A 24353-nucleotide genomic window follows, 5' to 3' on the forward strand; every position below is an offset into this window, starting at 1 on the left:
CCTTTTATTATTCATTATTTATTTTTAATTAATAAATATTGCTAAATATAAACAATTATTTCAAAAAAATTACAATTATTAATTTTTAATAAACAATCATTTTTATAAAACACGGTATGGTTGGCTCAATAAAAATCAGTAAACAAATGCCGGACATGGAGTCCTTTTATGATGAAAAAGTCATTATTTTGTATGACAGCTGCCTTTTTTGCTCTGCCAACAGTCACCTCAGCCGCTTCTCCATATTTTAGTTTAAAAGATGGTGATGGCTTCAAACGTTTTTCAGTCTCTGCTGGCTGGTTACATGCAATGCCTCAAGGCTCAGGAAACCCTGTCAATATCAATACTAGCGTTGCAGAAGGTACAAAATCTAAAGTTGGAGATGTATCTACAAAAGCCGTTTTAGATGCAATCGACCAAAGTAAAACTTCAGGAAAATTCTGGTATAGCACTATTAGCCTTCTTGATAAGTTTACAGATACTCTTCCCTCATCACTTGCTGGTACAGCAGAAGTTAATGGTCTTTCTCAATGGGAACAACAAGGTTCTGGCTTAGAAGCTGGTGATGTTGACACTGTTGGTCTTATGTTTAACTACAACTTTACGGACAATTTATCTTTAGAAATTAAAGGTGGTATTCCCCCTAAAGTAGATATTAATGGAAAAGGTAATATTTACGCTCCCCTTTCTGGAAAAGCGACTCCACTAAAAGATGGATCTTCAATTGGAGAAATCATAGGAGGTGGAATTTCCAATGCGGGTGGAGATATTCCTTTAAAACAAGACCTTCATATTACTGATCTTTCTCAGGGAGGCAAGGCTGCGACCGCACGCGCATGGTTACCAGCCGTTGAACTACATTATCAATTTGGTAAAACAGGTGTAAATAAGTTCCGTCCTTATATCGGAGCTGGCGTGATGTATGCATACTTTAATGATTTAAAAATGAATTCCGGTATTGAAGCTGATTTAATTCAAGCGGGTCACATGATCCAGAATATCCATGATGGTAAAGCTGGGGCAGCATTAGATCGCAAAACATCATCAGCGAATCCTATCGTGAAACTAGAGGCGACGGATACTTTTGCACCTATTGTAACTTTAGGTGCAACTTATGACTTTAACCCAAACTGGTTTGCTGTTGGTTCAGTTTCGTATTCCAAAATGAATAGTGAAGCAAAAATCTATGTGACTGACCAAAATACAGGTAAAGAGCTAATTAAAGCGAATACCAAAATTGATATTGACCCACTCATTTCATATGTTGGTGTCGGTTATCGTTTCTAGTCGTTGTTAATCTCAAAGCTATAAAAACTTACGCACGTTTTTATAGCTTTCTTTCAATCTATTCCGTCTAAAAATTGCTTCTTTTTAAATCAAAATGCTAAAAAAATGAGCATTTTTTATAAACACAACAGATAAAACTAACTCCCTATACTCTTATAACCCTCTTCTCATTTCGATCTTCTTTTTTTAGTTATTTTTATCTTCACAAACTAACTTAACAAAATTAGAAAGTAATTTTTCCTTTTTAGTAAAATTCATTTTTTGGCACGCCCTTTGCTTTATTCATAGCATAATGAATCAACGCTGATTCAATGAATAAACCAAGACGGCCAACGATGTCCGCTCTGATCGGTCTGCAGATAGGCAACTTATTGCCATGCAAATTAAATTTCGTTCAGTTCAGGGGGACGGCGTATGTCTTCAAATGTAAATCTAGATGCAAAAAAAGCAACTGAGATTAAATTATTCAGTTTTTCAACTCCAGCAATGCGTGCCTTCCACATGACATGGCTCGCTTTCTTTGTATGTTTCTTCGCATGGTTTGCGTGTGCACCATTAATGCCCGTTATTAAAGGTGAGTTTGGATTAACAAAAGACCAAATTGCCAATATTAATATTGCTGCTGTTGCCATTACGATTTTAGTTCGACTTATTGTCGGACCACTCTGCGATAAATATGGTCCACGCATTACGTACACCACCCTCCTATTAGTCGGCAGTATTCCAGTATTTGGTGTAGCTGCTGCCAATAGTTATGAATCTTTTCTGTTCTTTCGCTTACTCATTGGCGCAATTGGCGCAAGCTTCGTAATTACCCAATACCATACAAGTGTGATGTTTGCTCCTAACATTGTAGGTACAGCAAATGCAGCGGCGGCTGGTTGGGGAAATGCTGGTGGGGGTGCAACTCAAGCATTAATGCCTTTATTGCTCGGTGCAATTGTGATGTTTGGTGTTGAGCAAGCCATGGGATGGCGTGTAGCATTAATTGTACCAGGCGTAATGATGGTTATTGTTGGCATCCTTTACTGGAAATTAACTCAAGATTGTCCTCAAGGAAACTTTAAAGAAGTCCGCGCACAAGGTATTGAGGTTGGTAGTGGTAAAAAAGGTGGTACGGCAATTTTAATGCAAGCCGCTCGTAACTATCGTGTCTGGATTTTATTTTTAGCATATGGCGCAAGTTTCGGTATTGAGATTTTCATCCATAACGTTGCAGCAATGTACTATGTTGATCAGTTCAAAATGGATTTGAAAACCGCTGGTTTAACTGCAGGAATCTTTGGTTTGCTGGCATTATTTGCTCGTGCACTTGGTGGGATCATCTCAGATAAAGTAGCTCTCAAAAAAGGATTAGATGGTCGTACAAAAGTGCTCGTACTCATGATCTTAGGTGAAGGTTTATTCTTAATACTCTTCTCACAAATGAATGCTGTTGCTCTCGCAATCATTTCTATGACCATTTTTGCACTATTTACTCATATGGCTTGTGGTGCAACTTATGCACTCGTACCATTTATTGACCGTAATGCATTAGGCGGAGTTGCAGGAATTATTGGTGCAGGTGGTAACGTTGGTGCTGTCGCAGCTGGCTTCTTACTCAAAGGATTGCTTGATGTTCAAACTTGCCTGTTTATTTTAGGTGGTCTGGTTATGGTCGCAGGCTGTAGCGTAATTTTAATTCGCTTCACCACCGAACATAAAGAAAAAGAACAAGTTCTTTTTGAACAAGCATTACTTGAACGTAATTCCGCAGCTTAATTTTTACAAGAAGCAGAGATCAAAATGATTTCTGCTTCTTTTTTTTCACAAACCAAAACAGCCCTACTTACTCTTTAGCTCGCCTTAAATATTCTATCTAAACATATCGATATTACTCGATATATCTTCTACAATAAATCATCACATTATTATAATTTTCCATTAATCATGACTAAAACTGGCAATCAATTTTCTCAGCCCCTCATCTATATGTTGATTGGCAGTGCAATTATTCTAGCTCTTTCTCTAGGAGTCAGACATGGTTTCGGACTCTATCTAGTACCGATGAGTCATGAGTTTGGTTGGGGACAACATGTTTTTAGTCTTGCCATTGCTATGCAAAACCTGATCTGGGGAGTCGTTCAACCTTTTACCGGCGCAATCGCAGACAAATATGGTAGTAAAATTGTGGTCGCTATTGGTGGGCTACTTTATACCCTCGGCCTACTCTTAATGGCCTTTAGTTCAAGCATATTAATCTTAAATTTAAGTCTAGGGCTAATTATTGGCTTAGCTTTATCAGCAACCTCATTTACGGTTTTACTCAGTGCAGTAGGTCGAGCTGCTCCACCAGAAAAAAGAAGCATGGCAATGGGGATTGCCAGTGCAGCAGGATCTTTTGGTCAATTTATTATGCTGCCCTCCACCCTGCTCTTACTTAAAACGGTGGGATGGTCAGCAGCCCTAATGGTGAGTGCGCTATTAATTGCTTTGATTATTCCGCTAGCGCTTATGTTAAAAGGGTCAAGCAACCAAACACCAAAAGCAATTGCGCAGCCTCAACTCACATTTAAACAAGTGCTTAACATTGCCAGAAAACATAAGCCCTTCTGGTGGTTAGCTTTAGGCTTTTTAGTTTGTGGATTCCAAGTTGTCTTCTTAGGCGTTCACTTGCCAGGTTATTTAATTGATCACGGATTTGACGCAACTACTGGCACTGTATTTCTGGCATTGGTGGGCCTATTTAACGTAGTAGGAACTTACGGTGCTGGTTGGTTAGGAGATCGTTTCTCTAAACCTAAACTATTAATGGCGCTTTACGGCAGCCGTGGCATCGCGATCATTGCCTTTTTACTATTACCTTTAAGCACTTATACGGTATATGCTTTTGGCGTCATTATGGGCCTTTTATGGCTGTCTACAGTTCCGCTCACAAATGGCATTGTGGCAAATATGTTTGGGGTAAAATATCTATCGATGCTGAGTGGTATTGTGTTTTTCACCCACCAAGTCGGTTCTTTCTTTGGTGGATGGCTTGGCGGCGTTAACCATGACTTAACAGGTAATTACAATGCGATTTGGCTATGTTCTATAGCCTTAAGTATACTAGGAGTGATTGTTCACTTCTTTGTTAATGAGGAGGCAGTTATTCATGACGCATAATGCCTTACTTTTGAAAACAATTATGGCTTTTATCATCGTTGCGTTTTTGGTACTTTCTATAATTTTATGGAAACAAACACCAGATTTATTTGAATATTTTAACCAAGCATTTTGTGCCCACTAAAATATAAAGCACGTAAATCACTCCTCAGAACTGTCATAAAAATATAAAAATCTTATGATCTAATGCAAATAAAAAAGCCCGCAGATTTGCGGGCTTTTTTATTAAAAACTTATTTAAAATCAAAACAAGCGATTCATACCATTGAGCGCAGCTACGCGATATGCTTCAGCCATTGTTGGATAGTTAAATGTCGTTTCAACAAAATATTTCAAGGTATTATTTGGGCTGTGCATAACTGCTTGCCCAATGTGGATAATTTCAGCAGCGTTATTACCGAAACAGTGAATACCCAAAATTTCCATAGTGTCACGGTGGAAAAGAATCTTTAACTCACCCACTGTATCACCCGTAATTTGTGCACGAGCTAAATGACGGAAAGAAGCTTGACCTACTTCATACGGAATTTTCTCTTCCGTTAATTCCTGTTCATTTTTACCAATTGATGAGATTTCCGGAATGGTATAGATACCTGTAGGAATATCACGTACTGGTTTAGCATCTTCACCACTCATGTTTGCGCCAGCACAGCGCCCTTGGTCATAAGCAGCCGAAGCTAATGAAGGCCAACCAATCACATCACCAGCAGCATAGATATTTTCAACTTCAGTTTGGTACTGATCATTTACTGAAAGTTGACCACGGCTATTTGGTACTAACCCAACATTCTCAAGGCCTAAACCTTCTGTGTTTCCTGAACGGCCATTACACCAAAGAATGGCATCGGCTTTAATCTTTTTACCACTTTGTAAATGTAGAACCACATGGTCATCAAACGTTTCAAGATGATCCATTTGTTCATTGTGACGAATTAAGACACCTTGTTCACGCAAGTGATAAGACAAAGCATCAGCAATTTCATCATCTAAATAACTTAATAGTTTTTGCTGAGTGTTAATCAAGTCAACTTTATGGTCTAAACCAATAAAGATTGAGGCATATTCACAGCCAATAACACCTGCGCCGTAAATAATGATTTTTTGAATTGAGTAATCAAGATCAAGAATTTTGTCCGAATCAAATACGCGAGGATGGTCAAAGTCGAGACCTTGCGGATGATAAGGACGACTACCTGTCGCAATCACAACTTGTTTACAAATAATTGTTTCTTTAATGCCTTCATGGCTAAAAACTAAAACTGTATTTTTATCTTGAATATATGCACGCCCGTGGAATACACCGATCTTGTTACGGTCATAAAAGCGTGTATGTGTATCAACCTGTTGTTGAATCACTTTATGTGCATTACGCAAAACCTGTTTCATGGTGAACTGTTTCCATTCACCTACTTTTTGAAACATTGGATCACGCTGATAGCGAATAATACTAGAAACTGTTTGACGTAATGCTTTACTTGGAATCGTCCCTACGTGCGCACAGTTGCCACCAAGTTGATCACGCACATCTACAATTGCAACACGCTTACCCGCTTTTGCAAGCTTCATTGCCGCGCCTTCACCTGCAGGTCCAGAACCGAGAACTACCGCATCGTATTTAACGAAATTCCCACTAACGACCTCTTTTTTACGTGGCATTGAAAGCTCCTTCCTCTCTTGAATGACCATATTTTATAATAGATTATGACTAATATGCGGTGAATTTATGTATTTCTCAACCCTATATTTCTGAATAACCACATTTATTATATGAATAGTTATTTTCCGCTATTAACTGAAGAACTTCGCTATAATACAATGTCAATGTCTCTATAAACGAGTGGAAAAGTTAAATATGTCAGAACACCGTAAACCTGAACAGGGTGTAAAACTTCGTGGCGCAGAAAAAGTCGCAAGAATTCCTGTAAAAGTTGTACCTACGGTTGAAGTGCCGCGTAAACCTGACTGGATTCGTGTCAAGATGACGGCACCAGAAGAAGTTCAGCGTATTAAAACGACTTTACGTGCTCAAAAACTCCATACCGTTTGTGAAGAAGCAGCTTGTCCTAACCTCCCAGAATGTTTTGGTGGCGGTACGGCAACATTCATGATCATGGGCGATATTTGTACACGCCGTTGCCCTTTCTGTGATGTTGCACATGGTCGTCCAAATGCATTAGATGCTGACGAACCTCGTCACATGGCAGAAACCATTTCCAATCTGAAACTCAAGTACGCAGTAATTACTTCTGTTGACCGTGATGACTTGCTTGACGGCGGTGCACAACACTTTGTGGACTGTATTAAAGAAGCTCGTGCGCTTAGCCCAACTACATTGCTTGAGATTTTAGTACCTGACTTCCGTGGACGTATGGATATTGCTTTACGCATTATGACTGAATGTCCGCCAGACGTATTTAACCATAACATTGAAACGGTACCTCGCTTATATAAAGCAATGCGTCCAGGTTCAGACTACCAACATTCTTTAACCTTGCTCAAAATGTTTAAAGAATATTGTCCAGATATCCCAACGAAATGTGGTTTGATGGTAGGTATTGGTGAAACTGAAGAAGAAGTCATTGCATTACTTGATGACTTACGCGCTCATGATGTGGACTATGTCACTATTGGTCAATATTTACAGCCTTCTAAACAGCACGCACCAATTGACCGCTTTGTAACGCCAGAAGAATTTGAACGTTATGCAGAGCATGGCCGCAAACTTGGTTTTAGAAATATTTGGTCTGCACCAATGGTTCGTTCAAGTTACTTTGCTGATCGCCAATATCATGGTGAACCAGTACCAGAAGTTCGTCGTAAAGTAGATCCTGCTAAGAAAATTGCTGTTCAGGTCGTCGAAGCTTAATAAATTAAATATTTATAAAAAGCCCTCTGTATTAGAGGGCTTTTTATTTGTATAAGAAAATCAATAACATTTCTTGACAAATCAATAAAATAACCCCTTACACTTTCACTCAAAAATATCTTATACCTAAAAGTACGATATATCCCTGCTCTAGCATATACATCAATATTTGCGACATAAAAACTCAAATTTAAACAGCAACAAAATAGCTAGTTAAGCCTTAAATATCTCCTCGCTTTTGTAACTTCATCCACTTGAGGGCTTAGCTAGTAAGGAGCAAGTATGATTTTCCTACTCTTTATATTAAGTATTATTATTCAGCTTATTGCAGTATGGGCAATTTTCTTTTTTAACTTAAATAAAGTTCTTGGTAGCGGTGTGGCCATTATTATTGCCATACTTTCGGCGTTCTTGCTAACACCATGGTCTCTGCTTTTAGGTATTCCAATTATTGCGCTCAGCATCATTATTTTAGTTGAGCCATTACGATTTAACCTGATTACCAAGCCAGCCTATAAGACGTTAGCGAATTCAATGCCGAGCATTAGTACCACAGAACAAGAGGCTTTAGAGGCTGGTACCAGTTGGTGGGAAAAAGAATTATTTATGGGAGCACCTGATTGGTCTCAATTTGAAAAGTATCCCTACCCAACGTTGTCAGAAGAAGAGCAAAGTTTTATAGACAATGAAGTTGAACTACTTTGTAGCATGCTCAATGAATGGGAAATTCATCATCACTTAAAAGATCTTCCTCCTGAAGTTTGGCAATTTATTAAAGATAAAGGTTTTTTAGGACTCATTATTCCGAAATCGTTTGGTGGTAAAGAATTTAGCTCATTCGCACAAAGTCGTATTATGAGCAAAATTGCTTCACGCTCACTCACCACCGCGGTGAGTTGTATGGTTCCAAATTCGTTGGGACCGGGTGAGCTGCTCATGCATTACGGTACCGATGCTCAAAAACAACAATATTTACCCGGTCTTGCCAAAGGTGAAGAAATTCCGTGCTTTGGTTTAACCAGTCCAGAAGCGGGTTCAGACGCTGGCGCCATTCCAGATTCAGGCGTTGTTTGTTACGGCGAATATGAAGGTGCTCAAGTTCTTGGTCTACGCATGAATTTCTCTAAGCGCTGGATTACGCTTGCCCCAATTGCCACAGTTGTCGGCCTCGCATTTAAACTGTATGACCCTGAAGGCCTACTCGGCGATAAAAATAAAACAGAATACGGCATTACCTGTGCATTAATTCCTGCAAGTCATGCGGGGGTTAAAATAGGAGCACGTCATTTTCCAGGTTCTCCATTTATGAACGGAACAGTAGAAGGAGAAGATGTTTTTATTCCAATTGACTGGATTATTGGTGGGCAAGAAAATGCCGGTAAAGGCTGGCGCATGCTCATGGAATGTTTAGGTGTTGGCCGTGGTATTTCACTTCCAGCCCTAGCAACCGCTGCTGGTGAAATGAGCTATTTAACCGTTGGTGCTTTTGCGAAAATTCGCCAGCAATTTAATATCTCAGTAGGTAAATTTGAAGGCGTACAAGAAGCAACCAGTGAAATTGCCAGTGATGCCTATATGCTTGAGGCATTCCGTTATTTAGTCACTTGCGGATTAAATCAAGGTGGAACACCCGCCGTAATGACCGCCATGGCAAAATATTATGCCACTGAAACGATGCGCAAAGTGGTTAATCACGGAATGGACATTGCCGGAGGACGCGCAATTCAACTTGGGCCACGTAACTTCCTTGCACTCACCTATCAAGCAATTCCAATTGCAATTACAGTGGAAGGCGCAAATATTTTAACCCGTTCATTGATGATTTTTGGTCAAGGCTCAATGCGTTGTCATCCTTACCTTTTTGAAGAGTTGCAACTACTTCAGTCTGAAGATAAAAGCACTTCAGTCAAAAAATTCGATGATCTGTTATTTAAACATTTAGCCTACACCTTTAACCGTGGCGCAAAATCATTTGCTTATGGTTGGACAGGTGGTTCAAGCGATGCTCCTCAATCAGTAGATCAATTTACTGCCAGTTACTATAAGACGATTAACCGTTTTAGTGCCAACTTTGCTTTAGTTGCAGATATGGCGCTTGGCTTACTCGCAGGAGACTTAAAACGCAAAGAGATGCTGTCAGGACGTTTGGCCGATATTCATGCGCACCTTTTTATTTCTACTGCAATTTTAAAATTTTATGAAGCTGGTCAAAAAACTGAAGCTGAACAACTTCACGCTAAATTAGCTCTGCAAAAAGCTTTCTTGAATATTCAGGAAGCATTTTGGGGTTTATTTGAAAACTTCCCAGCTAAACTCCCCGCAGCATTTGTGAAATGGATCTGTTTCCCGTTTGGTCGTATGATTTCAAAACCCGATGATGAGTTAAAACAGCAAGTTGCTGAACTCATGATGCAAGAGCATCCTTTTAGAGAACAACTCAAACATCATGTATTTTACTCAACCAAAGCCGATGATGTGACAGGTCGTTTAGAACATGCATTCCAGATTTTACGAACCATTGAACCACTTTGGGATAAGTTTAAAAAAGCTGAATCTAAAGGCAAATTTAAAGGACTTACTTTCGAGGAGAATATCGAAAACGCTACAAAAGAAGGTTTTATTTCTGAAAGCGAAGCTCAGCAATTATTGCAATACAACGCAATTCGATTCGACAGCATGCTTACAGATATTTTTGATGAAAACTTAAATAAAGATCTTCCTTTATCGAACCCTCATCAAATTTAGTGACTGATGCCTCCACTAATTCACTATTGCAATCATTTTTGATTCGCATTAATTAATAAACAGCCATAAAAGCGTCAATCGACGCTTTTATTTTTAGGAGAAATTAATGTCTAAGCAAGATTACGAAAATGGATTAAAAGTTCGCACAGAAGTGATGGGAGAAGCTTTTGTAAAACGTGCGCAAGAGAATACGGTACCATTTACTCAGCCATTGCAAGACTGGATTAATGAACATGCATGGGGTTCAACTTGGCAGCGTGAAGGTGTGCTACCGCGTAAATATCGTTCATTAATTACTTTGGCAATGTTAACCGCACTTAAGTCACCAACAGAACTCAAAGGCCATGTTCGCGGCGCCCTCAACAATGGTTGTACAGTTGAAGAAATTCAAGAAACGTTATTGCATAGTCTGCCATATTGCGGTGCCCCTGCTACTCAAGAAGCCTTTCGAGCGGCTTTAGAGGTGATTCAAGAATATCAACAAAAATAACTTTAATATGAGCCAGCAAGCTACTGGCTCTTTTTTGTCTAATTCAATTTGATTGAATGCATCTGAAAATTACGATCATCAATCACGATAGCCTGACGACAAATCCCTTCCACTTGACGTTGCTTTTCAAAGACTGCCGCTGACATTGGTTCAAAACTATCAAAAAAGCAGATTTCATTTTGATCTATAGAATAAATGAGTGACTGATTTCCGATACCTTCTAAAGTGTCGTAATAGACTATGATCATTTTCCCGTTTTGAATTTCAACTTGAATATCCTGATAGCTTAACGCTGGGCTCGTTGGTATTTTCAATACATTTGCTTCTTTATAACTCATGCGTTCGCTTGGGCTAATATTTGGGTCTTTATCCGAATGAAATGACACCTCAAACCCAAATTTCTTTAAAGCAACAGCCAAGGCAATTGTATAAGTGCCGTCTTCATCATATCGACAAATTTGAATCAGCTCGGAAATATCAATTTGAACCCCATGATGCCGAAGTACCATCCAAACCGCAAAAACACCGCTATTCGCTTCGAGGTTTGCCAAAGATTCGGGAATATTTAAGGCCATAATTTAAATCTAAAGTCGTAATTAAGCAGATAATAAACAAAACTGGATTGGCACTAAAAGCTTTTCCAAGTACAATGTTTCGCTAGTCGAGGGATGCTGCGACAAGTGATCGGCACTAAAGATCAATTTGCCAGGCTCGACAATCGGTTAAACGCTCGTTTTTAACCAACAACGGCATCCGCGAACAGAATGATCCATACTATTTTTTCCCTAGGAGATCCTGATGAACGCGGTTAATGCTTCATTTACAGATTATAAAGTTGCTGACATCTCACTTGCTGATTACGGTCGTAAAGAAATCAAACTTGCTGAAGCAGAAATGCCAGCTTTAATTGGTTTACGCAAACGTTATGCAGCATCTAAACCACTTGCTTGCGCAAAAATTCTTGGTTGTATCCACATGACCATTCAAACAGCGGTTCTTATTGAAACGCTTATTGAATTAGGTGCTGAAGTTCGTTGGACTTCATGTAACATTTTCTCGACTCAAGACCATGCTGCTGCTGCAATCGCTGCTCGCGGTATTCCAGTTTTCGCTTGGAAAGGTGAAACTGAAGAAGAATATGTATGGTGTTTAGAACAACAAATCAATGTTAATGGTCAACCTTGGGATGCCAACATGATCTTGGATGATGGCGGTGACTTAACTGCTCTTGTTCATGACAAATATCCTGCGCTTTTAGAACGCATTCACGGTATTACTGAAGAAACCACAACAGGTGTTCAACGTCTTATCGAAATGTGGAAAGACGGTTCTTTGAAAGTACCTGCAATCAACGTAAATGACTCTGTTACTAAGTCTAAAAACGACAACAAATATGGTTGCCGTCACTCATTAAATGATGCAATCAAACGTGCAACTGACATGCTTTTGTCTGGTCGCCGTGCGCTTGTGATCGGTTATGGTGACGTTGGTAAAGGTTCAGCTCAATCTTTACGTCAAGAAGGCATGATCGTTCGTGTAACTGAAGTTGACCCAATTTGTGCAATGCAAGCATGTATGGACGGCTATGAAGTTGTATCTCCATACAAAAACGGCGTACAAACAGGCAAAAAAGAAGATATTAACCAAGACTTACTTGGCAACACTGACCTTGTTGTAACTACTACTGGTAACTACCACGTATGTGATGCTGCAATGTTAGATAGCTTAAAAGCTGGTGCAGTTGTATGTAACATCGGTCACTTCGACACAGAAATTGATACTGCTTATTTACGTGGTTACAAGTGGGTTGAAGTTAAGCCACAAGTTCACCAAGTTTATCGTTCTGAAGACGAAAATAACTACCTTATCCTTCTTTCTGAAGGTCGCCTTGTAAACCTAGGTAATGCAACTGGTCACCCATCACGCGTGATGGACGGTTCTTTTGCTAACCAAGTGTTAGGTCAAATTCACTTATTCCAAGAGAAATTTGCTGACCTTCCTGCAAACGAAAAAGCTGCAAAAATTCGTGTAGAAGTTCTTCCTAAGAAACTTGACGAAGAAGTTGCTGCGGCAATGGTTGCAGGTTTCGGTGGTGTACTTACTCAATTAACTCAAGAGCAAGCCGGCTATTTAGGTGTTGCTGTTGAGGGACCTTTCAAGTCTGACGCTTACAAATACTAAGAACTTAAGGGCAGACGGTGAACCGAATGCCCTTTTTTCTAAAAATATTGTTTCGCTGTTTACAAGGATTTGACATGACTAAACGTATACCTATTTCTTTTGAATTTTTCCCACCGAAAACTGATGCCGGTGCTGAAAAACTTCGTATTGTTCATCAAGAATTACAACCTTTAAATCCAGATTTCTTCTCGATTACTTATGGCGCTGGTGGTTCTACTCGCGAACGTACTCTTGCTGCTATTGATGATTTCAATGGCAAAGGTACGCCAGTTGCTCCTCACCTTTCTTGTATTGGTGATGATAAAGCTCGTATTGCTGAGCTACTCGACCTCTATAAAGCGCAAGGCATTAACCGTATTGTCGCTTTACGGGGTGATTTACCGTCTGGTCAAGTCGGACTTGGCGAACTTCCTTATGCTCAAGATTTAGTACGTTTCATTCGTCAGCATTCAGGTGATCATTTTCATATTGAAGTTGCAGCTTATCCAGAAATGCACCCTCAAGCTGAGAACCTTGATTCAGATATCCAACGTTTTATTGAAAAAGTACAAGCTGGCGCTAATGCAGGAATTACTCAATTCTTCTTTAATCCAGACTCATACTTTTATTTTATTGAGCGCTTAGAAAAAGCTGGCGTTAATATTCCGGTAGCTCCTGGCATCATGCCTATTACCAATGCCAGCAACTTAATTCGCTTTGCTGATGGTACTGGTGCAGAAATTCCTCGCTGGATCCGTAAGCAATTACAAGCGTATGGCGATGACAGTGAGAGTATTAAAGCTTTTGGTCATGAAGTTGTTGTGAAGCTATGTGAACGCTTGATCGCAGGTGGTGCACCAAGCTTACATTTCTATTCAATGAATCAAGTCGAACCAACTCGTCAACTCGTCGTTGATCTTGGTTTAAATTAATTTTGTAAGGCGTACCCAATGAATCGTTTTTTTATCGAAACTGAACTTACAGTTGGCTCAACAATTCAACTGACAGAAACAGTATTTCATCATTGGGTGCGTGTTTTACGTGCACAATTACAAGAACAAGCTACTCTCTTTAATGGTCAAGGTGGCGAATATCTCGCGACACTGACCGAAATTAATAAAAAAAATGCATTTGTCACGATTGAAAATTTTAACCCTAATAACCGTAGCGCCCCATTTAAAGCTGTTCTGGGTCAGGTCATGAGTAAAGGTGACCGAATGGATTATGCCATTCAGAAAGCAACTGAACTTGGAGTAAGTCAAATTCAGTTACTCACAAGTGAGCGCTGTGAAATGCGCTTAAAATACGACCGAGATCAAAAAAAATTAGATCACTGGCAAGCTGTTGCAATTGCTGCTTGTGAACAATGTGGATTAAACCTAGTTCCAGAAGTATTAGCGCCTATTTCTCTTAACGAATGGTTAAATTCCTCTGAACTTCCTCAATCAAAATTTGTTTTAGCACCAGAAAAAGAACAAAAAGATGTATTAGCTGGCATCCAACCTGAACTTGCCTTATTGATTGGACCAGAAGGCGGTTTAAGTGAAAATGAAATTACTCAAGCCAATCAAGCTGGTTTTATGAATTGGTGTATTGGTGACCGTGTCTTACGTACAGAAACTGCGCCTGTCGTTGCCTTATCTATTTTAAATTATCGATTTTTATCCAGCTAAGTTCATTGAACATTGATTAAATCGTTATTTAAAGTTAATTTACTTTTATTGTATGAATAAAATTTCAAATTCTTTATCACTGATAAATCAGATTCTTTCTGTATATATGTAAAAAAAATAGGATAGAAAAATCTTATGTCCGGGCTTCAGGAAGAATATTTACAGCATCAAACAAAAATTGAGCAGCTAAAACTTTCAATTCAATATATACGTTGGTATTTGATTAGCTTAATACTGCTATGTCTGATCTCATATGCTATTTTTTCTTATTATTTTTCATCTTCAATAACAACATTTAGCTGGTCTCTTGGCCTTACTATTGCATCTTTTACTTGCCTATTATTTGTTCCAAATATTTTAATCTACTACCGCACTATTAATTTTATTAAAAAAGCTGATCTTATCTTACAAAGTATTTGTTTTATTTCAGGAATCTTAATTGGGATAAACGTTACGGTTATTCATTTTTATCTTCCACCAGAGTTGGTTTCGCTACCAGATGCTCATATTTTAATTGCCTTGTTTATCACTTCTGCTCATATCATTGGTCTTACTTTTTTAACGCAACAACCTCGATACTTTTATCTTTTATTTATTCCAAGTACATCACCCCTATTGATCGCTCAATTTACGCATACGCCCATTACTCAGCTACCTTTTTATTTTGCCTATAATTTAACTTTCGTGGCTACAGTACTCTGCGCATACGCAACTCAACGTAACTATCAAAAGATTTCTAAACTATTATTAAAAAATAAACAGCTCGTTCAAATTTCTGATCAACATACACAATGGGCTGAAGAGTTATGTGTCCAGCTTCAACAAGAAGTGAATAAATCGAAAGATATTGAAGCCCAGCTCCAATTTAATAACCACTTACTTGAGCAAAAGGTACGTGAACGCACTTACGATCTCACAAAAATGAATGAGCAACTCGAAAGCCATCACTACAATTTAGCTTTTGCACATGAAACGGCTGGAATTCGGCCATGGGACTGGGATATTGAAAATCAAAAACTAGAAATTACTTTTTTCGATCAACAAAAACAAACTCAAACGACCGTTATTTATCTCAATAGCATTTTAGACCGCATACATCCGAGCGATAAAAAACTTTTTGATGAGCGCTTGAAACAACATTTAGAAGGAATTACAGATCATTTTAATATCAATTTCAGAATCTTACGTCAAGATGGTTCATGGCGATGGATTCAAGATGTAGGTCGTGTCATTACAAGAGATCCCAAAACACAAAAAGCGCTTCGTATGGTTGGTATGACCCGAGATATACATCAAGAGAAAAAAGATCAAGAACACTTAAGACTCTCGGCAATTGTGCTTGGGCAAGCTGCAGAAGGCATATTTATTTTAGATGAACACCTGAACTATATTGATATTAACCCTTACTATGAGAAATTAACTGGATTTTCTAAAACAGAACTCCTAAATAAAGAGTTGTTTAGCATTACAATTAATCAAAAAGAACTCCAACAACAATTTCATAGTTCAATTACCCAACAGCTCCTCGAAACCGGAGAATATATGGGCCAATTTGACGAAAAGTTTAGTTCTGGCAAAAGCGTATATTTGTGGTTACACATCAATGTGGTCAAAGATGAGTTCAATCAAATTACAAATTATATTGGATTTGCACGAGACCTCTCTGAGCAAAAACGTCAGGAACAGCATCTATCTTACTTAAAAAATTACGATAGTCTCACTCACTTGCCTAATCGTCTTTACTATTACAACCAACTTCATCAATACCTTGTAAATCCATCATATAACATTAAAAACTTAGCATTGATACGAGTAAATATCGACCGTTTTCGCGCTTTTAATGAATTTTTAAATAATGATAGTGGTGATGAACTTCTTAAACAGTTTGCACAACGGTTACGCTTAATCAATATTAATGCAATTTTGGTTGCCTATTTAAATAGTGACGATTTTGCAATCATTTATGAAATTTCTCCAATTCATCCAAATATTGAGCAATATTGCCAAAATATTTTGCAGGCACTCAATGCCCCTTTTTATATTGATAATCAAGAATATTTTATTACGGCATCTATTGGCGTAGCATGCTTTCCTGAGCATGGACGACAAATTGATCATCTAAACAATCATGCAGAACAAGCACTTTCAGAAGCAAAACGCTTAGGAGGCAATACCATTTCTTACTATTGCAATCAAACAACTCACTCATATAAATCTGCCGATTTAGAGCAAGAGTTACGTAAAGCCATTCAAAATAATGAATTTGTTGTTTATTACCAACCAAAAATTAGTCTACTCGATCATTCAGTTATTGGTTTTGAAGCATTAATTCGCTGGCAACATCCCGAAAAAGGATTAGTCATGCCAAATATGTTTATACCATTTGCTGAGCGCAGTAGCCTGATTTCGGATATTGGTAAAGTCGTTTTAGATAAAGTTGGAAAACAATTACAAGAATGGAAAAGCCAAGGCTACACAAACATTCAAGTTTCAGTGAATATTGTTGCCCAGCAAATACATCGAGGCTTATTACTCAATGATATTGATGAAATTTTGCAGAAATATCATATTCAAGGTTCAGATCTTGAACTTGAGATTACTGAATCCGCGCTCTTAGATAACACGGATAATGTAAAAACCTTATTGCATGCAATAAAACAACGAGATATTTCAATTGCTCTTGATGACTTTGGTACAGGTTATTCCTCTTTAGCATATCTGACAGAATACCCAATTGATGTATTAAAAATTGACCGAGCATTTATTTCTAAAATTGGTGATCACAAACAAGAAGCCATTGTAAATGCCATGATTGCGATGGGTAAAAGTATGGGGCTTAAACTGGTTGCCGAAGGTGTAGAAACAGAGGAACAAGTTGCCTATCTACAAAAACAGCAATGTGATTTTTTACAAGGCTATTTCTTTAGTCGTCCTATACCGGCTGAGCAGATTATCCCTTATCTACAAACAAATTCGCCTATTTCTTAATAGTTCTCACAGACTATTTTTACATACGCTGCTTTTTCCAAAAATGAGCGTTTTTGACTGTGAGAAATAAAGAAGTAGTGTTATATTCTTTAGCATTTAGCTCACTACAGGGCTATTGGCAATTCGTCTACTATTCTCTTAATTGGTAAAAATTAAAGCATAGTAAAAGAACCGAGTTGCCTTCCCCTGAATGAGTGATTTGACTAGTTTGCTTTTTTGTATCAAATAGAGACTCAGATGGACGATCAATCTTTAAAACAGGCCGCTTTAAATTACCATGAATATCCAAACCCAGGGAAAATCAGCGTCACCCCAAGTAAGCAACTTGTCAACCAACGAGATTTGGCTCTAGCCTACTCACCCGGAGTTGCTGCGCCATGTTTAGAGATTGAACGTGATCCTTCTACTGCTGCTAAATATACAGCACGCGGAAACTTGGTTGCTGTAGTCACTAACGGTACTGCTGTTCTTGGTTTAGGTAATATTGGCCCATTGGCTTCTAAACCTGTAATGGAAGGTAAAGGCGTTCTCTTCAAGAAGTTTGCTGGTGTTGACGTATTTGACATCGAAATTGCAGAAAACGATCCAGATAAAATCGTAGATATTGTTGCCTCTCTTGAACCAACTTTCGGTGGTATCAACCTCGAAGATATTAAAGCGCCAGAATGTTTCTATATCGAAAAGAAACTTCGTGAACGCATGAAAATTCCTGTATTCCATGACGATCAACATGGTACAAGTATTATTGTAGGTTCAGCTTTGCTCAATGCATTGCAACTTGTAAATAAGAAAATTGATGAAATCAAAATCGTAGCTTCAGGTGCAGGTGCAGCAGCACTTTCATGTTTAGACTTGCTTTGTGCGCTTGGTGCTAAAAAAGAAAATATTATTGTTGCCGATTCTCGTGGTCTATTAACGACTTCTCGCGAAGGCTTAGACGAATCTAAAAAACGTTATGTTCAAGATATTACAGCATCTCAGCTTCATGAAGTAATGACTGGCGCTGATATGTTCTTGGGTCTTTCTGCTGCTGGTATTCTCACCAAAGAAATGGTGAAACAGATGGCTGAGAATCCAATTATCTTTGCGTTAGCAAACCCAGATCCAGAAATTTTACCTGAACATGCACATGAAGTACGCTCTGACGTCATTATGGCAACTGGTCGTTCTGACTATCCAAACCAAGTAAACAACGCATTATGTTTCCCATACATTTTCCGTGGCGCACTTGATGTTGGTGCAACTACGATTAATGAAGACATGAAAATTGCATGTGTACATGCAATTGCGCGGATGGCTCATGTAGAAGCTGATGCAGCAACTTATGGTGAAAAATCTGCTTCATTTGGTCGTGACTATTTAATTCCACGTCCACTTGACCAACGTTTAATTTTAGAAATTGCGCCAGCTGTTGCTAAAGCTGCAATGGACTCAGGCGTAGCAACTCGTCCTATCGAAGATTTCGCTGTGTATCGTCAAAAATTGTCTGAGTTTGTATATAACTCTGCATTCTTGATGAAACCAATCTTTGCTCAAGCAAAAGCTGATCCAAAACGCATTGCATATGCTGAAGGTGAAGACGAGCGCGTATTACGTGCAGTACAAATTGCTGTTGATGAAGATTTAGCTAAACCAATTTTAGTAGGTCGTACGGCTGTAATTGAAGCAAATATCAAAAAATTAGGCCTACGTTTACAACATGGCGTAAATATTGAGATTGTAGATCAAGAACAAAACCCGATGTATGAAGAGTTTTGGAAAGACTACTATCAAACAATGCAACGCAAAGGCATCACTGTTGAATATGCTCAACGTGAAGCTCGTCGCCGTTCAACTTTAATTGCATCTCTACTGGTTAAATTCGGTAAAGCAGACGGTATGTTATGTGGTACTTACAGTAGCTATAACATTCACCTTGACTTTGTACGCAATGTTATCGGTCTTAAAGAAGGCATGAACAACTTCTTCACGTTAAATGCATTAATGCTTGAAGATCGTAATTTATTTATTGCAGATACCTATGTAAACACTAACCCAACTGCTGAACAACTTGCTGAAATGACTATTTTGGCAGCTGAAGAAGTACGTCGTTTTGGTATTACTCCACGTGTAGCACTGCTTTCTCACTCAAGTTTTGGTAGCGACCAAACTGATTCAAGCGCTCAAAAAATGCGTGAAGTTTATCGTATTTTATCTGAGCAAGCTCCTGAGCTTGAAGTTGAAGGTGAAATGCATGGTGATGCAGCATTAGACGAAAATATTCGTCAATTTGCATTCCCTGGTTCACGTTTTAAAGGTTCTGCAAACTTGCTAATTATGCCAAACCTAGATGCAGCAAATATTTCATTTAACTTGTTGAAAGCGACTTCTGGTAACAACGTTACTATTGGTCCAATTTTGCTTGGCGCAGCAAAACCTGTTCATATTTTGACACCGACAGCAACGACTCGTCGTCTTATCAATATGACTGCTTTAACTGTTGCTGAAATCCAACAACAAGAAAAGTAATTTAGAAAGAGCTTTTTACGAAAAGCCTGTCTAATGACTTGAGAAAACCTCTATTCTGTAGCATGATTGCTTGAAGAATAGAGGTTTTTTCATGCAAGTGTATTTAGTAGGCGGTGCCGTCCGAGATTCTCTACTTGGGCATCCCTATCAAGAAAAAGATTATGTTGTGGTCGGAGCAACGCCTGAACATATGCTCGCCCAAGGTTTTCAACCTGTAGGCAAAGATTTTCCTGTGTTTCTTCATCCTAAAACTAAAGAAGAATATGCACTTGCACGTACTGAGCGAAAGTCCGGTAAGGGCTATCACGGTTTCCAGTTTTTTACCGATACCACTGTAAGTTTAGAAGAAGATTTAATTCGCCGTGATTTAACCATCAATGCCATAGCAATGGATCAAGATGGCAAAATATATGACCCCTATGGTGGTCAGACTGATTTAGAAAATAAAACCTTACGACATGTTTCAGAAGCTTTTGCTGAAGATCCTTTACGTGTTTTACGTGTGGCACGCTTTGCAGCTCGATATTCTTCATATGGCTTTCATATTGCATCTGAAACCTTACAATTGATGCAAACAATGGCTGAATCAGGTGAACTCGACGCCTTAACACCAGAACGTGTGTGGAAAGAGACTTCACGTGCGCTTTTAGAAGATCATGCAGATATTTATTTTCAGACACTACGTGATTGCGGTGCCTTAAAACATCTTTTCCCTGAAATCGACGCTTTGTTTGGTGTACCACAGCGTCCAGAATATCACCCAGAAGTAGACTGCGGCATACATACCCTAATGTCTTTACAGCAAGCGTGTAAGTCAAACTACTCGCTTGATGTTCGGTTTGCTGTTTTAGTACATGATTTGGGTAAAGCATTAACGCCTATAGATGAACTTCCTCGCCATATCATGCATGAAGAGCGTGGAGTGAAACCCGTTACCGAATTATGTGAACGTTTAAAGGTTCCCACTCAAACTCGACAGTTGGCATTATCGGTGTGTAAAGAACATCTAAAATGTCATCAGATTATGTCGTTAAAACCCGGAACGGTATGGCGTTTATTACAGCGTTTAGATGTATTACGTCGCCCTGAGAGAGTGGAAGCTTTTGTACAGGCATGTGAGTGTGATGCTAGAGGAAGACTAGGTTTAGAAGATCGTCCTTATCCTCAAGCTCAGTATATGTTAGATGCGATGCAAGTGGTTCGCTCTATTAAAGTTCAGGACTTACCCGAGAATATTAAGGGTGCTGAAATTGGTGAAATGTTAATTCAATGTCGCATTGATGCTTTAACTGCCTTCAAACATCAACATCAAACACCCACACATTCTTAATTTAAGCCAATAAAAAAAGCCTCATTACGAGGCTTTTTTGTTTTTACTGTTTAGGCAGTGGTATATATTGAGATTGAGTATTTTGGTTTTTTCTTTCCCCAACTGCTACCACAAAGTTTTCTTGCTTCCCAGCTCGCTCAACCACCACATTAATTTCGCTATTAGGCGCTTGTAATGCAACGTAATTAATCAAATGAGAAGCTGAGGTAATTGATTCATTATTCACCTGAATAATTTTATCACCAACTTTAATGCCCGCAGATGCTGCTGGACCGTTTTTCAAAACATCAGCAACGACCACACCAATTTGTTGTTTTGGTGCTAATACATCTTCTTGTGTAGGCGGTACTAGACTAATGCCCAACCATCCACGTACAACACGACCATCTTTCAAAATCGAGTTTAATACTTGTTGGCAAATTTTAGCTGGAATTGCGAAACCAATACCTAAAGAGCCGCCTGACTGCGAGAAAATAGCGGTATTTACCCCAATTAGGTTACCAGCGACATCAATTAAAGCTCCGCCTGAGTTACCAGGGTTAATTGCAGCATCTGTTTGAATGAAATCTTCATAGGTATTGATGCCTAAATCAGAGCGCTCAGTGGCAGAAATAATACCTTGAGTTACCGTTTGCCCTACTCCAAATGGATTACCAATTGCTAAGACAACATCACCCACTTCATTACCGCTGAGCTTAAATGGCAACACGGGTAATTTATCTAAATCGATTTTAATTACGGCTAAATCCGTATCAGGGTCTGTTCCAACAATAGTTGCTTCTGCACGACGTCCGTCACGCAATGCAACTACAATTTGGTCGGCCTGGGCAATCACATGATTATTGGTAAGAATATAACCATCAGCACGAACAATAACCCCAGAGCCTAAACTATTTTCATTTTGCTGTTGTTGTTCAGGAACCTGATTTCCAAAAAATTCGCGGAATACGGGATCACTTAACAATGGATGATTTTGTTTAACTTTCTGGGTCGTAAAAATATTAACAACTGCCGGCGCTGCAACTTTTACCGCAGCACTATAAGACACCACCCCACCCGCTCGTGAAGTATCAACCAGTGGTTCAACTTTTTCGGCAGGCATTTGCACCCCATCAACTGCAACAGTTGGTTTCGGCTGATGGTATTTTTGCCATGCAATAAAACTGGCAATTACAATAATAAGTAACACCCAAGGTAACCATGTAAAGGTGCGGCGCACGTTCATATCCTCTACGCAAAGAAGCTTTTAATTAAATTAATATATTGAACAAAAAGAGTTTTCAGTTAAGCATTTTAAATTAAATATGTCGATATACATAAAAAACTCAAAAAAGATTTGTCTAGCTTTAGTTACACAACAAAATATGTTTCTATAGCTTTAGCAATTATTTACTACTCAATTCAGGAAATATCATGGCGAATTTGCATGAAATTATTCAGTGGTGCGATCAAACCTTAAAAGCAGCAGAATTTAAAGATTACGCACCAAATGGCCTGCAAATTGAAGGTTCAACTGAAGTAAAACGTATCGTTTGTGCCGTTACTGCTTCCGAAGATGCGATTGATGCAGCTATTGCTCAGAATGCTGATCTATTACTCGTACATCATGGTTATTTTTGGAAAGGCGAACCGTACCCAATTACAGGAATGCGCGGTAACCGCATTAAAAAGCTGATTCAAAATAATATTTCACTCGTGGCTTATCACCTACCTTTAGATGCACATCCAAGTTTGGGTAACAATGTAGCCATTGCAGAAAAATTGGGCTTACACCATTTAGAACCACTCGATTTAGCCGAAAAACATCCAATTGGAAATATTGGATATTTAGAGCAAGCTGTTTCTGTTGAAGAGTTTAAAACAAAATTACAAGATAGCTTTGATTTTAAAGTGATTCATTTACCAGCCGAGAAGCAAAGCATTCAAAAAGTAGGTTTCTGTACTGGCGGTGCTCAAGATTTTATTGCTAAAGCGGCTTTGCAAAATTGCGATGCTTATATTTCAGGCGAAGTCAGTGAACGAACTTTCTATGAAGCAAAAGAATTAGGAGTTCACTATTTTGCATGTGGTCATCATGCAACCGAACGTTATGGAGTTCAACGTTTAGCCCAAGCAATTTCAAAGCAGTTTGCAATTGAAGCCGAATATTTTGAATTGAATAATCCGATTTAATTAAGTCTTTTTTTCAATCTGTGTTATGCGTATTAATTAGATCTTTATTGTGTATAGTTCTTTAAAACGATGCCCTATTGTGAACAGAATCATTTACAATAGAGCCACTTAATTGTATAACCCAGCAAATGCAAGGAATAGGAACATGACAACCATTACTTTACCTGCACTTCCATATGGCTATGATGATTTAGCGCCACATATTAGTAAAGAAACTTTAGAATACCATCACGATAAACACCACAATACCTATGTTGTTAACTTAAACAACTTAATCAAAGGAACTGACCTTGAAGGTAAAACTTTAGAAGAAATCATTAAAGCAACTGCTGGTGATGCATCTAAAGCTGGTATTTTCAATAACGCTGCTCAAGTTTGGAACCATACATTCTACTGGAATTCTATGAAGCCAAATGGTGGTGGTAAGCCTACTGGCGCAATCGCTGCTAAAATTGAAGAAGCTTTTGGTAGCTACGAAAAATTTGCAGAAGAATTTGCTGCTGCTGCAACAACTCAATTCGGTTCAGGCTGGGCTTGGTTAGTTGCTGATGAAGTAAACGGTAAATTATCTATTACTAAAACTTCTAATGCAGACACTCCACTTGCACATGGTCAAATTGCTGTATTAACAATTGACGTATGGGAACATGCTTACTACATCGATTTCCGTAACTTACGTCCTAAATACATCGCAACTTTCTTAGAAAGCCTTGTGAACTGGGACTATGCGAATGCAAAACTTGCAGGTCAACCAGCTGGTGTAGAGAAATAATTTTATTTCTTTATAAAAAACCACCCTATTTGGGGTGGTTTTTTTATTTTTAGTACCTTAAAAGCATATTAATCAAGCAAACGATTCATTTTCTTTAATATTCTTATTGACGCTTTTAGATTTCATCCATAAAATGCGCATCAGATTCTCCAATAGCTCAGTCGGTAGAGCGACGGACTGTTAATCCGCAGGTCCCTGGTTCGAGCCCAGGTTGGAGA

Annotated in this window: 17 protein-coding genes and 1 tRNA gene; 15 read left to right on the top strand and 3 right to left on the bottom strand. The window is 38.7% G+C overall.

Going from position 1 to position 24353, the window contains the following annotated elements:
* The first annotated feature begins 168 nt into the window (after positions 1–168).
* The 3 genes from AC07M3_RS12180 to AC07M3_RS12190 all read left to right on the top strand — a co-directional run bounded on the left by AC07M3_RS12180 (position 169) and on the right by AC07M3_RS12190 (position 4431).
* Positions 169–1287 carry an OmpW/AlkL family protein gene (locus AC07M3_RS12180; RefSeq protein WP_494567411.1) on the top strand — a complete coding sequence of 373 codons (1119 nt, stop codon included), beginning with the start codon at positions 169–171 and terminating at the stop codon, positions 1285–1287.
* A 414-nt stretch (positions 1288–1701) separates the two neighbouring features.
* Positions 1702–3048: an MFS transporter gene (locus tag AC07M3_RS12185; RefSeq protein ID WP_151743294.1), complete on the top strand. Its 1347-nt coding sequence runs from the start codon at positions 1702–1704 to the stop codon at positions 3046–3048.
* 168 nt (positions 3049–3216) lie between these two features.
* Positions 3217–4431, top strand: a complete 1215-nt coding sequence (locus AC07M3_RS12190) for an MFS transporter (RefSeq protein WP_494567412.1) — start codon at positions 3217–3219, stop codon at positions 4429–4431.
* A gap of 243 nt (positions 4432–4674) precedes the next feature.
* On the opposite strand, the gene sthA is transcribed toward AC07M3_RS12190, so the two are convergent.
* A complete protein-coding gene (gene sthA, locus AC07M3_RS12195; protein WP_003650611.1) occupies positions 4675–6087 on the bottom strand; it encodes a Si-specific NAD(P)(+) transhydrogenase in 1413 nt (470 codons plus the stop codon).
* Between the two features lie 196 nt (positions 6088–6283).
* Between sthA and lipA the strand changes: the two genes are divergently transcribed.
* The 3 genes from lipA (at position 6284) to AC07M3_RS12210 (ending at position 10532) form a co-directional block, all read left to right on the top strand.
* On the top strand, positions 6284–7297 hold the full coding sequence (gene lipA, locus AC07M3_RS12200; protein ID WP_003650609.1) for a lipoyl synthase: 1014 nt from the start codon (positions 6284–6286) through the stop codon (positions 7295–7297).
* A 282-nt stretch (positions 7298–7579) separates the two neighbouring features.
* Positions 7580–10042 carry an acyl-CoA dehydrogenase gene (locus AC07M3_RS12205; RefSeq protein ID WP_494567413.1) on the top strand — a complete coding sequence of 821 codons (2463 nt, stop codon included), beginning with the start codon at positions 7580–7582 and terminating at the stop codon, positions 10040–10042.
* Between the two features lie 106 nt (positions 10043–10148).
* Positions 10149–10532, top strand: coding sequence for a carboxymuconolactone decarboxylase family protein (locus tag AC07M3_RS12210; protein WP_000043120.1), 384 nt, complete (start codon positions 10149–10151; stop codon positions 10530–10532).
* A 38-nt stretch (positions 10533–10570) separates the two neighbouring features.
* Here the strand turns inward: AC07M3_RS12210 and AC07M3_RS12215 are convergent, their stop codons facing one another.
* Positions 10571–11107, bottom strand: a complete 537-nt coding sequence (locus tag AC07M3_RS12215) for a cysteine peptidase family C39 domain-containing protein (protein WP_494567414.1) — start codon at positions 11105–11107, stop codon at positions 10571–10573.
* Positions 11108–11330: 223 nt separating this feature from the next.
* Between AC07M3_RS12215 and ahcY the strand changes: the two genes are divergently transcribed.
* The 6 genes from ahcY to AC07M3_RS12245 all read left to right on the top strand — a co-directional run bounded on the left by ahcY (position 11331) and on the right by AC07M3_RS12245 (position 21191).
* The gene (gene ahcY, locus AC07M3_RS12220; protein ID WP_494567415.1) at positions 11331–12713 is read left to right on the top strand and encodes an adenosylhomocysteinase; all 1383 of its coding nucleotides are present in this window, start codon (positions 11331–11333) and stop codon (positions 12711–12713) included.
* A 74-nt stretch (positions 12714–12787) separates the two neighbouring features.
* Positions 12788–13624: a methylenetetrahydrofolate reductase [NAD(P)H] gene (gene metF, locus AC07M3_RS12225; protein ID WP_004643512.1), complete on the top strand. Its 837-nt coding sequence runs from the start codon at positions 12788–12790 to the stop codon at positions 13622–13624.
* Between the two features lie 18 nt (positions 13625–13642).
* Positions 13643–14365 carry a 16S rRNA (uracil(1498)-N(3))-methyltransferase gene (locus AC07M3_RS12230; RefSeq protein ID WP_307011595.1) on the top strand — a complete coding sequence of 241 codons (723 nt, stop codon included), beginning with the start codon at positions 13643–13645 and terminating at the stop codon, positions 14363–14365.
* Between the two features lie 135 nt (positions 14366–14500).
* Entirely contained in the window at positions 14501–17353 is a 2853-nt protein-coding gene (locus tag AC07M3_RS12235) for a putative bifunctional diguanylate cyclase/phosphodiesterase (protein WP_494567416.1), read from the top strand.
* Positions 17354–17590: 237 nt separating this feature from the next.
* Positions 17591–19861, top strand: a complete 2271-nt coding sequence (locus AC07M3_RS12240) for an NADP-dependent malic enzyme (protein WP_003650593.1) — start codon at positions 17591–17593, stop codon at positions 19859–19861.
* Positions 19862–19952: 91 nt separating this feature from the next.
* Positions 19953–21191, top strand: a complete 1239-nt coding sequence (locus tag AC07M3_RS12245; protein ID WP_494567417.1) for a multifunctional CCA addition/repair protein — start codon at positions 19953–19955, stop codon at positions 21189–21191.
* Between the two features lie 43 nt (positions 21192–21234).
* Here AC07M3_RS12245 and AC07M3_RS12250 read toward each other — a convergent pair whose 3' ends face one another.
* Positions 21235–22410 (bottom strand): S1C family serine protease, encoded by a 1176-nt coding sequence (locus AC07M3_RS12250; protein ID WP_004643516.1) that lies wholly within the window; start codon positions 22408–22410, stop codon positions 21235–21237.
* Between the two features lie 194 nt (positions 22411–22604).
* On the opposite strand from AC07M3_RS12250, the gene AC07M3_RS12255 reads away from it, so the two are divergent.
* The 3 genes from AC07M3_RS12255 (at position 22605) to AC07M3_RS12265 (ending at position 24353) form a co-directional block, all read left to right on the top strand.
* Positions 22605–23363 carry a Nif3-like dinuclear metal center hexameric protein gene (locus tag AC07M3_RS12255; RefSeq protein WP_209734064.1) on the top strand — a complete coding sequence of 253 codons (759 nt, stop codon included), beginning with the start codon at positions 22605–22607 and terminating at the stop codon, positions 23361–23363.
* A gap of 145 nt (positions 23364–23508) precedes the next feature.
* A complete protein-coding gene (gene sodB / locus AC07M3_RS12260; RefSeq protein ID WP_003650584.1) occupies positions 23509–24135 on the top strand; it encodes a superoxide dismutase SodB in 627 nt (208 codons plus the stop codon).
* Positions 24136–24281: 146 nt separating this feature from the next.
* A tRNA-Asn gene (locus AC07M3_RS12265) sits at positions 24282–24353 on the top strand.

This window comes from Acinetobacter sp. GW821-FHT09D10, from assembly GCF_059416285.1.

Excerpts from the sequence above, each read along its gene's own strand:
- lipA (WP_003650609.1), top strand. The coding sequence starts at position 6,284 with ATGTCAGAACACCGTAAACCTGAACAGGGTGTAAAACTTCGTGGCGCA.
- AC07M3_RS12190 (WP_494567412.1), top strand. The coding sequence starts at position 3,217 with ATGACTAAAACTGGCAATCAATTTTCTCAGCCCCTCATCTATATGTTG.
- AC07M3_RS12255 (WP_209734064.1), top strand. The coding sequence starts at position 22,605 with ATGGCGAATTTGCATGAAATTATTCAGTGGTGCGATCAAACCTTAAAA.
- ahcY (WP_494567415.1), top strand. The coding sequence starts at position 11,331 with ATGAACGCGGTTAATGCTTCATTTACAGATTATAAAGTTGCTGACATC.
- AC07M3_RS12180 (WP_494567411.1), top strand. The coding sequence starts at position 169 with ATGATGAAAAAGTCATTATTTTGTATGACAGCTGCCTTTTTTGCTCTG.
- AC07M3_RS12240 (WP_003650593.1), top strand. The coding sequence starts at position 17,591 with ATGGACGATCAATCTTTAAAACAGGCCGCTTTAAATTACCATGAATAT.
- AC07M3_RS12235 (WP_494567416.1), top strand. The coding sequence starts at position 14,501 with ATGTCCGGGCTTCAGGAAGAATATTTACAGCATCAAACAAAAATTGAG.
- AC07M3_RS12210 (WP_000043120.1), top strand. The coding sequence starts at position 10,149 with ATGTCTAAGCAAGATTACGAAAATGGATTAAAAGTTCGCACAGAAGTG.
- AC07M3_RS12245 (WP_494567417.1), top strand. The coding sequence starts at position 19,953 with ATGCAAGTGTATTTAGTAGGCGGTGCCGTCCGAGATTCTCTACTTGGG.
- AC07M3_RS12185 (WP_151743294.1), top strand. The coding sequence starts at position 1,702 with ATGTCTTCAAATGTAAATCTAGATGCAAAAAAAGCAACTGAGATTAAA.
- sthA (WP_003650611.1), bottom strand. The coding sequence starts at position 6,087 with ATGCCACGTAAAAAAGAGGTCGTTAGTGGGAATTTCGTTAAATACGAT.
- sodB (WP_003650584.1), top strand. The coding sequence starts at position 23,509 with ATGACAACCATTACTTTACCTGCACTTCCATATGGCTATGATGATTTA.
- AC07M3_RS12205 (WP_494567413.1), top strand. The coding sequence starts at position 7,580 with ATGATTTTCCTACTCTTTATATTAAGTATTATTATTCAGCTTATTGCA.
- AC07M3_RS12215 (WP_494567414.1), bottom strand. The coding sequence starts at position 11,107 with ATGGCCTTAAATATTCCCGAATCTTTGGCAAACCTCGAAGCGAATAGC.
- AC07M3_RS12230 (WP_307011595.1), top strand. The coding sequence starts at position 13,643 with ATGAATCGTTTTTTTATCGAAACTGAACTTACAGTTGGCTCAACAATT.
- metF (WP_004643512.1), top strand. The coding sequence starts at position 12,788 with ATGACTAAACGTATACCTATTTCTTTTGAATTTTTCCCACCGAAAACT.